The following is a 14,453-nucleotide window of genomic DNA, read 5'->3' on the forward strand; positions in this document are numbered from 1 at the left end:
TGGATGGTCAGGAAACTGCCAAAATCCATTCTTTTTTTATATCGCTCGCTAGGAAATCATCAGTTGAAATAGAAGACTGGCCCAATTTGATGGGTGGTGTTACATTTTCTGACAGACAAGTTATTTTAGGGTACTTATCAAACGCTTCGGTAAGCTTGAGAAAAATCTGTTGAGAAAAAGATGGAAATCTTGTAGTGTAAATAATACCATTTATCCAGCTACCCGATGATGAGTGGTTATTCAAAACTAATATCGATACCAGCGCATAGGAGGTGAAGTGGAACACGATGGATCTCCAATATGATCCGACTGTATGGCAAATTAGTTTATTTGAGATGACGCTAAGACTATTATTGGCTTTAGTGCTTGGCGGTTTGATTGGTCTAGAACGTGAGCTTGGCGGACATTCCGCGGGTTTCCGGACGCACATTTTGGTTTGTCTTGGTTCGGCTGTCATTGTATTGTTATCCATGTATGGATTTTCTGATTTCGCCGCAGAACCGAATGTTCGTTTAGATCCAGCTCGGTTGGCAGCGCAAGTAATCAGTGGCGTCGGTTTTCTCGGCGCGGGTACCATTATGCGAAATGGGTTTGGTGTTTCCGGATTGACTACGGCAGCCTCATTGTGGGTATCGGCAGCAATTGGACTTTCTGCTGGTGCAGGATTTTACTACGGCGCTGTCATAGCGACCTTCTTGGTGGTGGTGAGTTTGTTTTTATTGAACAAGGTTGAGAAACTTTTCTCCCGAACGAAAAAAGTACGCGAGTTGTTAATAAAAATGGATAAAACATCAGCTGGTCTTAATCTTGTTTTGATGCATTTGAATCAAAGCGGACTACAAATCAGCAAGCTCACGATAAACAACGACGAAGAGGAGGAGCAGCTAAGTGATCGGCATTTAACGATTCGCATTCAGTTGAAATTAAAGAAAATAAAAAACTATGAGGTATCTATCGCAGCGTTAGCTCATATGGATGGAGTACTAAGCTTGGAAACGGAAGGCGTCTCCGCCTAATTTGAAAGCGGAATCATTTTAATTTTAGAAAGAGGAGGCATGGCATGCATAACACGATGGTAGCAGCCCATACGGGATGTGGTGTTTATCCGGATAACACAATGGCATCATTTGAAGAAGGCATTAAATTCGGCGCAGATATCGTAGAAGTCGATGTACGCATAACCCAAGATGGTATTGCTATCCTTCTGCATGATGATTCACCTTATCTTCACTCACACACCTTCGAACAGTTGAATAATCCGGATATACGGCCGCTGCTCGATCCGATTTATAAAGATCATGAAATTGCGACGCTGGAACAAGTGCTTCAGCTTTCGGCTTCGCTAGGAATCAAATTGAATTTGGATATAAAAACGGTAGATGCTATTGATCCGACGGTAAGGCTTATTCACCAGTTTGAAGCGCAAAAACGGGTTTTCATTACAGGATGTTCCGATAACATTACGGTAAGATACCCGGATATTCAAGTCATGCTGAATACGCCGGACGATTTGACTTTGGAACAAATGGAGCGATATGGCGACTTCGCGGAGGCCGTATGCAGGGAAGCTAAGCAAGCTGGATACGCAGGGCTCAATATGAATGGCTTTACTTGTCTTCCGCCAATCGTAATTCGAGCGCACGCTTTAGGTTTGAAGGTATGGGTTTATACTGTGAACTTTCGGTCAGCAATGGAATGGTTTCTGAGGATGAAAGTTGACGCCATTACTACACGTTCACCGATGGATCTAATCGCACTTAAAAAAGAATGAAATTAACTGTAGCCAATTGAAAAAAAGTTTGGTATAATCCGTTCATGGTAAGCGCTTACTTTAAGAGGCGCACTTTATTTTAATCTTCATGGTATCGCTTCCAGAAAAAGCAGTTTCAGATGAAGACGCTCATAGTCAACATGGAAGAAGGTGAATTTTGTTGCAGCTCTTGATACCAATGAGTGAATGAATCTTAACAAAATATTTACCTATAGATAACAAATAATGGTTTAAGAAACAAGTTTTTGTTAATACAATCGGTCTAGGATGAAAAACTGTTACTCGGATAAGAGGGTGATTGGTTAAAATTTATGTAATTGAAATTTTATATGGTATCGCTTCCAGACAGTAATCAGAAAGAAGGTGACTTTCAACTTATGAAGCAAATGACCGTACCAATGAAGCGAAAAAACAGTGGTATCGTTTTATGGAGAAAAATGTTGGCTCACAAATATTTATATTTCATGTTGTTGCCATGTGTTGTCTTCTTCATCATTTTCAACTATATTCCGATGGCCGGCTTGTTGTTAGCCTTCAAGGAATACAAGTTCAATGAGGGCATCTTAGGAAGCCCATGGGTTGGCCTTGATTATTTCAAGCAATTTTTTAATTCCTATCAAAGCGGAGAGTTGATTAAAAACACACTCATCATAAGTTGTATGAAATTGTTTCTATACTTGCCGTTTCCGATTATTCTTGCACTTATGTTTAATGAAGTTCGCTCAAAATGGTTCAAAAATGTTTCTCAGAGCTTACTGTATTTGCCGCATTTCCTCTCGTGGGTTGTCGTCATCGGTTTAGTTCAACGTATACTCGCTCCTGATACTGGCTTGTTGAATCAGGTAATAACGAATATGGGCGGCGACGGAAGTACATTCTTTATGATGGATTCGGATTACTTCTACCAGATTATGTTCGGAAGCCATGTATGGAAGTCTATTGGTTGGGATTCGATCATCTATGTCGCAGCGATCTCAGGAATTAATCCCGAAATGTACGAAGCGGCTAAAATTGATGGGGCAAGCAAATTCCGAGAGGTTTGGAATATTACGCTGCCGTCCATCACACCGACAATTGTAATCCTCTTTATATTGTCTCTGGGCAGTATATTATCCGCCGGGTTCGACCAGATTTATTTGCTCAAAACACCGGGTAATGCACCGCTCTCTGATATTTTGGACACTTACATTATCCGAGTTGGATTGCAAGGCGGTCAGTACGGATACGCGACAGCCGTGGGCATGCTGCAAGGATTAATTGGATTGATCTTGGTTGTATTCGCAAACAGAGTTTCCCGAAAGGTTTCTGAAACATCCTTATGGTAGCTTTGTTCTGATAACGTTACCATAGTTGCTATGCGAAAAGGTTTGCATGACCATCCACTTGGTGGGAGACGTCTTCTGGCGTGTTTCATAAAATCATTTTAGAAAAGGGGAACAATCGCATGAGTAAGAAATGGGCAAAGTATTTCGCAATACCTTTGGTGACAGCGATGCTGATCGCCGGCTGCTCGAATGGCAACAAAAACAATAATGAAACACCTGCTCCTGGCGGCACAGATGGGGTTTCACCTACAACGGAAGGGAAACCGGCTACATGGATTGCTGATCGTAAAATCAAAGGTCTTGTATTCATGGGTACCGACGATTACACAGAAGATATGAACCCGGAAATTAAAGCGAAGATAAAGGAGCAAACGGGGATCGACTTTGAAATTGAAATCATGAAAGCCGAAAAATCCATCGATGGCTTGATTGCAGGCATCGCTGCAAACGACTTGCCGGATTTCGTTGCTTTCTACCTCAATAACAGTGGCAGACCGGAAATGCCCGTTGTCTTGAAAGCGGCGCGCGAAGGTATGTTCACTGATTTGACTCCGCTTATGAAAGATACGAAAGTGTACAGCAAATATTTGCAAGATGACTATTTGCCGCTTGATACGAAATACGGCGTTATGTTCCGTCCTGAGTTTAACGGCTCTTCTTACTTCGTTCATATGAATATCAATCGACAAGGCGGCTATCTATCTAACAAATATGTAGGCGGCGCTTATATCCGTAAAGATATTGCTGACTCACTAGGAATCGACCCGCGCACAATCAAGACGTCGGATGAAGTGTATGAGCTAGCTAAGAAAATTAAAGCCGGCAACTTCAAAGACAACAATGGTAGTCCAGTGATTCCAATCGGTCCATCCTTTTGGGGTGGTAAAGATGTTTCAGCCGCTTTCAAGGATCTGCAGTGGGGCGAAGACGACCAGCGAATCAAAAAATCGAAAGACGGTCAAATCCTTCATGAAGCAGAAACCGAATATCCGATGAAAAAAGTAGAGTATTTCCAAAAGCTGCTTAAAGAAAAGCTTATTCATCCCGAGTACTTTACGATTGACGAAAGCCGCGCAACAGAGGGCGCTTTGAATGGCTCATGGGCGATTATCGGTGATGCCCACAACTATCAAGAGTTCAACCAAGATATGCATTACCTACCGCTTGGACCAATTAACAACGTAGACGGGCCTTACCAAATGCAAGTTAGCTTTAAGTCCGGCTACAGCGCTTGGGCGATCCCAACTACAACGAAAAACCCGCAAGAGATTGTCAAATTTGCGGACTACTTAGCTAGTAAGGAAGGAAAACTTATTTGGAAATACGGTTTGGAGGGCCGCGATTATACGCTCGGCGCAGACGGTTTTCCACTTGTGAAACAAGAAGTGTTGGATCTGAAAGCAACAGATCCGAACGAAGCGAAAAAGCTCGGCTTCCAAGGCGTCGGCAACTCATGGGGCGATATTCTAGGCGGCACGGACACCGATAACTTGGCTGATTTCGGGGAAATGCAGTATGGCGACAAATTGAAAAAAGAAGACAATAACGGTGCTCTAAAACTAATCGAATATTGGAACTTTGAGGAAAAGTACAAAAATGCGAAGATCGTTGACAGCTACGTACCTACCGCGTTCCTTGGTGAATTCGACAGATCTTCAGAACTTAAAGCGGCTTTGGACGCTTACAATGAAACTTTGATCCGCGCTTATTACGGCAAGAGTCTTGATGAAGCTAAGAAAATGTTGGAAAGCAACTTGAAACAATTGAAATCAGCAGGATTGGACGATTATTTGAAGCTTCTCGCAGAAAAAGATGCCGATCCAAAAACGGACGTAAACCTGAACGATTAGAGACTAGGTTCAACATTTAGAAGCAGAAAATTAGTGGAAGAGGCAAGGCGATTTTATCCGCAGCTGGATAAAAACGCCTTTCCTTCAACGGAGGAGGGAGAAAGTGGGAAACGAATTTTATAAGCTCAGCACGGGTGAAAGAATTTTTAGAGTCATTAACTACTTGCTTCTAATCGCGCTGTGTTTATCGATCATTCTACCTTTTTTTAATATTTTTGCACTTGCTTTTAATCCCGGTAAAGACGCGGAAAGAGGCGGCATTTACTTCTGGCCGAGGATTTGGTCCTTGGAAAACTTCCAAAAAGCGTTTGAAACGTCCAATATTACAACTGCTTTTGGGATTTCAGTCTTCCGAACGGTCGTAGGAACGATCTCAAGTGTTTTTCTGACTGCAGCAGCAGCTTATGCATTAAAGAGCAAAACATTGCCTGGCGGAAAATACATTATGATGATCATTTTCTTCACCATGTTGTTTGGAGGGGGAATCATTCCCTATTACATGCTGCTTAAGTCCATTCATTTGACGAATAATATTTGGGTTTACGTCATTCCAAGCTTATATAGCGTGTGGAATATCATCATTATGCGAACATTTTTTCAACAAATTCATCCGAGTTTGGAAGAATCGGCACGAATTGATGGGTATAACGATTTTTCGATCTTCTTGCGCGTCATTATGCCGCTCAGTCGGCCGGTTATTGCGGTTATTGGCTTGTTTAACGCCGTTGGTCATTGGAACGATTGGTTCACTGGTGCATTTTATATTCGAAAATCGTCTTTGCGCCCGCTGTCCACACTTCTACAAGAAATGTTGATGAGTGCGGAAGCGATGCGGGATACGCTCAATCAGGCTGCCGGACTTAGATACGATTTGATCGAAAAAATGCAGGTTACAGGAAACTCGCTTAAAATGGCAACGATCATTATCGTCGTAACGCCGATTATTCTTATCTATCCATTTGTGCAGCGCTATTTTACCAAGGGCATTATGATCGGATCGATTAAAGAGTAAATCAGCCTAGGAGAGGATGGGAACAAAATGAAAATAGTGAATCCATACGTAGAGTCGGGAACTTGGTTTAAAGGAAGCTTTCATAACCACACGACGAACAGCGATGGTTGGTTTTCGCTCGAAACGGTTTACAAAATGTACGGTGGATACGATTTTCTCGGTATTTCTGACCACGATAAAATTACGAAACACGAAGGCAAAAGAGAGATACCGAATGTTTTCGAAGCCATAGAAGTAAGCAGTCGGCAAACACATATGCTGCTCGTGAAACCGCCGCAAATGATTATGGAAAACTACAGCAATGCATTTACGATTGAGAACTATCAACGCTTTGTGGATCTAACAACGACGAACGATGGATTTGCAGTGCTTGTGCATCCGAATCGGTATTTCTCGAATTTTTGGGAACTAGAAGATATGTTTAAGATGGAACGTTATCTTGGGGTTGAAGTCTATAACGGGGACGGCAATCCAGAGTATGATATCGCGTTTGACAAGTGGGATGCTCTTTTATCCGCCGGTCGTAAAGTGTGGGGCTTCGGAAATGACGACTCGCACGTATATGGACAAGAAAAACGCGCTTGGAACGTGGTTAGAGCTAAGGCAAATACGAACGATGCTATCATTGATGCGATTAAAGAAGGTAACTTTTATGTATCAACGGGGTATGGGTTTGATGCGATCAGTGTAGGAGGCAACAAGGTTGTTGTTGATCTTCGCTCTAATGATTTGCTTGATAAAATGTACAAATACGTCACGTTTTTCGGTAAAGACGGACAGGTGCTTAAAGAAACAACAGGACGAATCAAGCAAGCTGAATATGAGTGTAAAGGAGACGAAAAATACGTCCGTATAGCCGTTTATTTGGAAGGCGGGTATTCCGCTTTTTCTCAGCCATTATTTATTGAAGATTAATCAGCTCTTAGGTCGAGGAGGAGTTATGGTGGAGCACAACAAGTTAAGATTCCGATCAGACGGGACATTTACGATCATTCAATTTACCGATATGCATATCAAGAATGGAATTGAACCTGAAAAGGATGTTCAAACGTTAGCTGTTATTCAGCAGCTGATTGCGTCGCAGAAGCCCGATTTGATCGTCCTTACTGGCGATGTCATATCCAGCTATGATACAGAGGATCAAGAAGCAGCATTTCGCCGTGCGATTGCGGATGTTGTCCAGTCTGCCATTCCGTTCGCTGTCATTTATGGCAATCATGATTCAGAGACAGGTATTACTCGTCAGCGATTGAATGAAGTTTTAAAGGAATATAGTAATAATTTATCTGAGGATGGTCCTAAGGACATCCATGGAGTTGGGAATTATGCTCTAACTGTAGCGGGTTCTGCGAGTGAAGAAGATACGGCTGTTCTGTACTTTTTTGATTCCGGAGATTCAGCACCTGAGTCCGTTGGTGGATATGAATGGATACATCCAGATCAGGTTCACTGGTACTGCAGCGAATCGAAAAAGCTTGCTCAGAAGAATGGCAGCGCATTGCCTGGACTCGCTTTTTTCCATATTCCAATACCGGAATATGAGCAAGTCTGGCAGGAAGGCAAAAGTATAGGCAATAAAGGCGAGGAGGTCTGCTGTCCGAAGTTGAACAGCGGTTTATTCACGGCAATGCTGGAGCAGGGTGATGTCATGGGGACTTTTGCCGGACATGATCATGATAATGATTACGTAGGAGAGCTTCATGGCATCCGATTGTGTTATGGACGTGCCACGGGCTTCAACACATACGGAGAGCTTGAGCGCGGAGCAAGAATCATTACGTTATTCGAAGGAAAACGGGAGTTCGATACACGGATAGAAATAGCGAAATTGAACTAAGTTGATAAGGATTAGTTCGCGGCTGAATGATATTAAAGAATAAATGATGAGAAAGTTTGTCGAAGTCGAAGTATATCTTATATAATTCTAATATATGAACGAAATATACTTCCACGAAGGGTGAATAATGTGCAACCAAAAATCAAAGATGTGGCCCGGGTAGCAGGAGTTTCGGTTACGACTGTGTCCAGAGTGCTAAATGGCGAGAGGTATGTGAAAGACGATCTCAAGGAAAAGGTGAATCAAGCCATCGATCAATTGGGATACGCTCCTAGCCATATCGCCCGAAGCTTGGTACGCAACAAAACGAATCTCATTGGGGTAATTGTGCCAGATCTTACCTCAAGCTTCTATTCGACAATTTTAAGCAGCATCGAAGAAGCGGCTAGCACTAATGATTATAACCTTTTGGTATGCAATATCATCGAGGATATAGATAAAGAATTAAAGTATATCAATGTGTTTCAGGAAATGCGGGTAGAAGGCATCATTATTATGCATGAGAAAATTAATGAGGAAATTCGTGCTTTGATTCATAAGATGAACATTCCCGTTATTTTTTCTAGTGTTAAACCGATGGACCAGGAGTTCGCTTCTGTAATTATTGATGACTACAAAGCTGCTTACGATGCGACAAAATATTTGATTGAGCTTGGCCATGAGGAAATCGGGTTTATCGGCGGCGACATGCGTGATATTACATCGGGACAAAACCGGTATAGCGGATATCGAAATGCATTGTCAGACCATTCCATTAAAATCATATATGAAAATATCCGGTTCGGTGATTATAAAGTGAAAAGCGGATACGAGCAAATGAAGGATATTCTTCGCAATAAACAAACGCCTACGGCTGTATTTGCCGTAAGTGATGATATGGCTGTTGGAGCGATGAACTGCATTTGGGATCATAACCTTCGAGTTCCAGAGGATATTTCCATTATGGGCTTTGACGGAAGTCAACTGACCGAACTTGCCCGTCCGAGGTTAACCTCAATGGAGCAGCCTATTCAAGACATGGGCAAAGTGACGATGGCAGCGCTGTTGAAACAGATTACGAATAAGGAAACGTCAACCGAGGATATTATCTTGGAGCATAAACTAGTTGTCCGTGAAAGCTGTATAAGAAGAGATTCATAAGGATTAGAGAGCATAGCACATCAGTGCATATCGGAAATAGATGGAGATGAGGCACCATTGAAAAATTACGATGTCATCGTGATTGGAGACGCGAATATTGATTTAGTTGTTGAGGGCTGCAACGAGCTGCCAGCACCCGGACAAGAGGTATTTGTCCAAAATATGACAATCCACGTCGGCGGAGGGGCAGCTTTGTTTAGTTTGGCGACAGCCAAGCTAGGTTTGAAGGTTGCCTTTAACGGGGTTCTAGGTGATGACGGATTTGGTCAGCTTATAAAAGATCAATTTTCTCGATATGGAATCGATACCAGATATATTAAAAAGAGCAGCAGCAATACAGGAATATCCATTGCAATTAATCCGGAAAATGATCGTTCTTTTATTACGTATGCTGGTTCAAATGCCGAGCTAAGCTTGCAGCAGCTTGACATGAATAGTGTTTTATTAGGACGTCATGTTCATTTGACTTGTTATAAGGGAAGCCGCAATCATGCTGATTTTTTGGAAACCGTAAAAAAACTTAAAGCACTAGGCGTAACGACCTCTATTGATATGGGGTGGGATGACACAGGGGAATGGTATCCTGGCATTTTTGAATTAATGAAGCATATCGACGTTTTCTTAATGAACGAAACCGAAGCTATACACTATACCGGTTGTACAACGGTAGAGGAAAGTCTTGAAGTTCTTTCTAAACACAGCAGCCATATCGTGCTCAAATTGGGTTCGAAAGGTGCGGTGACATCGGTAGGCGGGCAGCAGTCCTATCGTTCGAGCTTCTCCGTGCGAGTCGTCGATACGACTGGAGCGGGTGATTCTTTTAATGCCGGTTATATTTATGGATATTTGGCAGGGAAAAATCCAGAGGAATGTTTGATATATGGAAATGCTTGCGGTGCTATGTCTGTAAGCGAATATGGTGGAAATACAGGGACGACAAACATACAGCTGCTAGAGAAATTTATCTCAGATCGAATTGGTGAAACAAAAGTAACGCTGGAAACCACACTATGAATCTAATGATTCATAGTGATGGTTTATGTATGAGACTATAAGCGGGTTTTAGGAGAGTGGACATCATACAAGTCGAGAAACTGAACGCAAATCTCGTAAAGCTGAAAACTCGTGTGTCGGAAGGGCAATGGGGCAAACGCATCGTTGCGGAATTGGAATATGCTAATCGGGTTTCAAAAGTGATGGGAGGTCAGTATGATGATCTGATCGATCCCGTTGTTATTGATCTGCTGAATACATTAGATCAAGAAGGCATCATCGGGGAGCAAACGGTTCGCAGTGCAGAGCAGCGGTTGTCTGAAATGGCAGCAGCAGCGAAGTCGTACCATTTGATTTGTGCTGCTCATGCCCACTTGGATATGAACTTTCTTTGGGGCTGGGATGAGACGGTATCTGCGACTCTTAATACGTTCCGGACAATGCTGGATCTGCTGCAGGAGTATCCTGATTTTCGCTTTTCCCATTCTCAAGCAGCTGCCTATCATATTGTTGAAACCTATGATCCTGAAATGCTAGAAGAAATCAAACTTCGTGTACAAGAAGGACGATGGGAAGTAACGGCATCAACTTGGGTTGAAGCGGATAAGAACATGCCAAACGGTGAAAGTATGACTCGGCAGTTCTTATATGCCAAAAACTATCTTACACATTTGTTCGGATTGCAGTTGGATGATTTGCAAATCGATTTTGAGCCGGACACTTTCGGTCATGCACTTAATGTGCCGGAAACATTGCATCACGCGGGCATCAAATATTATTACTATTGCCGCGGTCATAACAATGAGGACCATCACCTCTATCGCTGGATGGCGCCCTCCGGGAGATCGGTTATCGCATATAAAGAGCCGCATTGGTACGATTCCCGCATTGAAGGTGAAATGGTGCTTACGGTGCCGGAGTTTTGCCAGAAAACAGGCTTGAATACGATGATGAAAGTATATGGGGTAGGTGATCATGGCGGCGGTCCGACGCGGCGTGACATAGAGCGCATACTTGATATGAAGGAATGGCCGATTTTTCCGACCATTCGCTTCGGAAAGTATGCAGAATACTTCGCGTTAACAGAGCAAATAGCCGATCAACTCCCGATTGTGCAAAACGAGCTGAACTTTATTTTTACTGGGTCCTACAGCTCGGAAGCACGTTTGAAACAAGCGAACCGGGTTTCGGAAAACCTGCTGTATGAAGCGGAAGCATTGTCTAGTGTGTCCGCGTTGTGGACTTCGTCCAAGTATTATGGCAAGCAATTAGAAGAAGCTTGGAGAAAAACTTTATTTAATCAATTTCATGATATTTTGCCGGGAACAGGCATTCCAGAAACGCGTGATCATGCACTTGGAGCGTTCCAAGAAATATCCGCCATGGCTAATAGCAAACGAAGCGCTGCTATGCGCAGTCTTGCTGCGCGCATCGATACCTCACGTTTTCTTGTTGAGGGCGAGGACCTGAAAGAAAGCTTTTCCGAAGGAGCAGGCGCTGGAGTCGGTGTCAGTATAAAGCATCAGTTTCGAACGGGTGAAAGTGACCGCGGACGCGGGAAAACACGGATATTTAATGTGTTCAACAGTGCTACTACCGCACGTAAAGAATTAGCCGAGATTACGATTTGGGATTGGGATGGAAATATCCAAAGCATCGGTTTCGAAGACGACGAGGGAAATTTACTTGATTTTCAATTTGTGGATCGTGGATTTGCCGAGCATTGGGGGCACTTTTTCTTGCGTATATTACTGCCTGTAAATGTCCCAGCATTAGGATACAGCACCTATATCATGACGGAAAAAGTAGGGGATATGGCAGTCCTTACGGCAAATGATTTCTATCTCACGGGTCAAAACCTTCCGCCTGTAGAACTGTATACGTTTGTGCTCGAGAACGAGCTGTTAAAGGCAGTTCTTGATGTGCGAAAGCTTACGATTATCTCATTAATCAATAAAGAGAATGGTCAGCAGCTCATCGATAGCAGCCGACCCGCAGGCGTATTCCGATTCATCGAAGAGGATACTTTTCAAGGAGGTGGCAATGCATGGCTGGTAGGCCGATACCGCAAAATTGAAGAGCTCACTGAAGGCATAAATATCGAAAGCAGTGAATTAGGCAGCAAGCTGCTGAGGCAATCCATTACGTTCAGCGTCCCGTTTCGAAGATCGAAATTGCAAGTTACGGTATCTCTGGATCAGGGCAGCAGCAGGCTCGATTATAATGTGGAATGTGATTGGCATGAGTACGGCAATGAAAAGGAATTTACACCACAGTTACAGTTTTATGCGCCTTTTGGTTATGAAAGCGATTCCTATCGATACAATATGGCTTTCGGTACGATTGAACGTCCTTCCCTCGATTTAGACGTACCTGCGAACAGTTGGGCACTCGGGGTTCCTTCGAACCATGAGAATGTTAGAGCAATTATGCTTCTATCGGATTGTAAATATGGATTCCGAGGTACAGATCGAGCCCTTTCCGTCACACTGCTGCGGGGTTCTTATGGCCCGGATGCTTATCCGAATACAGGGGTTCATCGCATTCGTTTAAGTATTTGTGTAGTTGATGCTTCTAAAAACCAGCAATTGATTGAACAATCCTCCCATTATCATCTTCCGCTCCAATACATCTCAGCGGCTGCCAGTAATGGAGATTGGCCGACAACACAAAGCTTCTTGCAATTAATTGAAGGAACGATTGCAATCTCTGCGATCAAGATGCCTGAGGACAATCAAGCTGTTAATCGTTTGATAATTCGCGTGTATGAAACCGAAGGAAACACATCCTCGGTAAAGCTGGAGTTATGCCGCAAGGTGAGCAAAGCTTATTTTGTCGATACGTTAGAACATCCTCTAGTTAAGGGGGAAGTATTCATTAATGAATCACAAATAGGTTTTGAGGTTATGGCTTTTGGCGTCGCGAGCCTATGTATTGAATTTGAACAATAGGAGGGTTGTCCGGTGAGTATCGATCAGCAAGCAGAAAAGACTACACAAACCTTAATTTATCCAGTTTATGAACAAAATGTAGAACGGATTCTGGATCTGCCGCGAGTCCGGCATCTGTTCGATGTGTCAGTATTGAGACCGCATATGGGCGCCAAAGATGCAATAACGTGGTTCTATGGTCGTCTAGGACAACCGGATGTTGTTATCGTAGGTATGGGTGATGCCTCGCTAATTCACCCTGTTCGGATTAGGGAAGCAGCCGGCAACACGGGAAGAGCAGCAGCCAAAGAGAAATGTGGTCGTGTGTATGTTTCTTTTCAAGCGCTGTGGGATGCCAATATAGCATCCGATCAAGAAGCAGAAGCTGTCTCGGCATGGGTGGAAGGTTGGAAACTGGGTACGTATTCCTTCGATAAATATAAGACGAACTCAGATAAGCTGGAAATCCCGATCCTTTCTTTCGATGGACAGACCGGTTTGCAGATCCAGGAGGCTATTCGCCAAGGGGAAATTCATGCTGAAGGTACGATCTGGGCGCGCGATCTTGCGAATGAACCAGCCAACTATTTGCGCCCGTTAGAACTTACGGACAAAGTGATGGAGCGTTTTGCCGGAACGGGTGTGGAGATTAATGTCTACACTGGCGAGGAGTTGGAGAGGAAAGGTTTTGCCGGTGTAATAGCGGTTGGTAAAGGAAGCGCATATGCGCCTGCTTTTATCGAACTTCGCTATTGTACGGATGAGTCAAAGCCGCTTATAGCTCTAATTGGCAAAGGAATTACGTTCGACACCGGGGGAATCAGCCTTAAAAAAGATTACGATATTAGCAGTATGAGGATGGATATGGCCGGTGCGGCAGGTGTGCTTGGAGCGCTGGATATCGTCGTTAAGAGCGGTGCGTCCGCCAACATAGCGGTGTTGGTGCCGACTGCAGAGAATGTTATATCAGGGAACAGCTTACTACCGAGTGATGTAATCCGATTTGCGAATGGCCTAACCGTTCAAGTAGGCAATACCGATTCGGAAGGCCGACTCATACTCGCTGATGCGTTGATCCATGCTCATCGAATAGGAGCAGTGGAAGCGATCGATATGGCGACGTTAACTTACGCTGTCGTCGGCGCACTAGGAACGAAGATTGCAGGTATCCTCGGCGACGACGAGTTGGTGGGGTTGTGTGAAAATGCAGGTGAGCCGTTTGGCGAGAAAGTATGGCAGCTGCCATTGGTAGATGAATACGAATCGTATTTGGATAGCACATATGCCGATGTCTGCAACATTAGCAGCGGTGATGGCGGAGGAGCGATTTCAGCGGCACTGTTCTTACGCAAGTTTGTCCATCCTTCATTGAAATGGGCACATATCGACATGAATGGTCCCAAAGATTCATCCTCCGCAAGTGGCCAGCAGGCTATCGGTGCGACCGGTTTCGGCGCGAGAATGTTGGCTTCGTTTGTGATGTCGAGATAAAAAGGAGGGTAATCCTCCTCTTTATTTATTTTTTGTAAACGCAAACAAATACATATATAACATTAAACAACAAGTGGGTGAGCGTTGAAATTATTATTCTATCC

Annotated in this window: 11 protein-coding genes; all 11 read left to right on the forward strand. The window is 43.6% G+C overall.

Annotated features, from left to right (window positions below; genetic code table 11):
- Window positions 1-287: 287 nt before the first annotated feature.
- The 11 genes from AC1DM9_RS27080 to AC1DM9_RS27130 all read left to right on the forward strand — a co-directional run bounded on the left by AC1DM9_RS27080 (window position 288) and on the right by AC1DM9_RS27130 (window position 14,349).
- Window positions 288-1,016 (forward strand): MgtC/SapB family protein, encoded by a 729-nt coding sequence (locus AC1DM9_RS27080; RefSeq protein WP_477549514.1) that lies wholly within the window; start codon window positions 288-290, stop codon window positions 1,014-1,016.
- A gap of 44 nt (window positions 1,017-1,060) precedes the next feature.
- Window positions 1,061-1,771 carry a glycerophosphodiester phosphodiesterase gene (locus AC1DM9_RS27085; RefSeq protein WP_441874950.1) on the forward strand — a complete coding sequence of 237 codons (711 nt, stop codon included), beginning with the start codon at window positions 1,061-1,063 and terminating at the stop codon, window positions 1,769-1,771.
- Between the two features lie 377 nt (window positions 1,772-2,148).
- Window positions 2,149-3,096: an ABC transporter permease gene (locus tag AC1DM9_RS27090; protein ID WP_441875547.1), complete on the forward strand. Its 948-nt coding sequence runs from the start codon at window positions 2,149-2,151 to the stop codon at window positions 3,094-3,096.
- A 119-nt stretch (window positions 3,097-3,215) separates the two neighbouring features.
- Window positions 3,216-4,946 (forward strand): extracellular solute-binding protein, encoded by a 1,731-nt coding sequence (locus tag AC1DM9_RS27095; RefSeq protein WP_477549512.1) that lies wholly within the window; start codon window positions 3,216-3,218, stop codon window positions 4,944-4,946.
- A 103-nt stretch (window positions 4,947-5,049) separates the two neighbouring features.
- Complete coding sequence (locus tag AC1DM9_RS27100; protein WP_076265569.1) at window positions 5,050-5,958, forward strand: carbohydrate ABC transporter permease; 909 nt, start codon at window positions 5,050-5,052, stop codon at window positions 5,956-5,958.
- Window positions 5,959-5,985: 27 nt separating this feature from the next.
- Window positions 5,986-6,873, forward strand: coding sequence for a CehA/McbA family metallohydrolase domain-containing protein (locus tag AC1DM9_RS27105; protein WP_477583180.1), 888 nt, complete (start codon window positions 5,986-5,988; stop codon window positions 6,871-6,873).
- A gap of 25 nt (window positions 6,874-6,898) precedes the next feature.
- Window positions 6,899-7,795 carry a metallophosphoesterase family protein gene (locus tag AC1DM9_RS27110; protein ID WP_477509732.1) on the forward strand — a complete coding sequence of 299 codons (897 nt, stop codon included), beginning with the start codon at window positions 6,899-6,901 and terminating at the stop codon, window positions 7,793-7,795.
- Between the two features lie 129 nt (window positions 7,796-7,924).
- The gene (locus AC1DM9_RS27115) at window positions 7,925-8,935 is read left to right on the forward strand and encodes a LacI family DNA-binding transcriptional regulator (RefSeq protein ID WP_339203046.1); all 1,011 of its coding nucleotides are present in this window, start codon (window positions 7,925-7,927) and stop codon (window positions 8,933-8,935) included.
- 57 nt (window positions 8,936-8,992) lie between these two features.
- Window positions 8,993-9,949 (forward strand): carbohydrate kinase family protein, encoded by a 957-nt coding sequence (locus tag AC1DM9_RS27120; protein WP_477583183.1) that lies wholly within the window; start codon window positions 8,993-8,995, stop codon window positions 9,947-9,949.
- Between the two features lie 56 nt (window positions 9,950-10,005).
- A complete protein-coding gene (locus tag AC1DM9_RS27125) occupies window positions 10,006-12,879 on the forward strand; it encodes an alpha-mannosidase (RefSeq protein WP_477583185.1) in 2,874 nt (957 codons plus the stop codon).
- A gap of 12 nt (window positions 12,880-12,891) precedes the next feature.
- Window positions 12,892-14,349, forward strand: coding sequence for a leucyl aminopeptidase family protein (locus AC1DM9_RS27130; RefSeq protein ID WP_477583187.1), 1,458 nt, complete (start codon window positions 12,892-12,894; stop codon window positions 14,347-14,349).
- The last annotated feature ends 104 nt before the right edge of the window (window positions 14,350-14,453 follow it).

Source organism: Paenibacillus sp. 01T431 (assembly GCF_056398625.1).

Bases quoted from the DNA above. Each gene is read 5' to 3' on its own strand.
- AC1DM9_RS27110 (WP_477509732.1), top strand. From the start codon at position 6,899: ATGGTGGAGCACAACAAGTTAAGATTCCGATCAGACGGGACATTTACG.
- AC1DM9_RS27090 (WP_441875547.1), top strand. From the start codon at position 2,149: ATGAAGCAAATGACCGTACCAATGAAGCGAAAAAACAGTGGTATCGTT.
- AC1DM9_RS27080 (WP_477549514.1), top strand. From the start codon at position 288: ATGGATCTCCAATATGATCCGACTGTATGGCAAATTAGTTTATTTGAG.
- AC1DM9_RS27085 (WP_441874950.1), top strand. From the start codon at position 1,061: ATGCATAACACGATGGTAGCAGCCCATACGGGATGTGGTGTTTATCCG.
- AC1DM9_RS27105 (WP_477583180.1), top strand. From the start codon at position 5,986: ATGAAAATAGTGAATCCATACGTAGAGTCGGGAACTTGGTTTAAAGGA.
- AC1DM9_RS27095 (WP_477549512.1), top strand. From the start codon at position 3,216: ATGAGTAAGAAATGGGCAAAGTATTTCGCAATACCTTTGGTGACAGCG.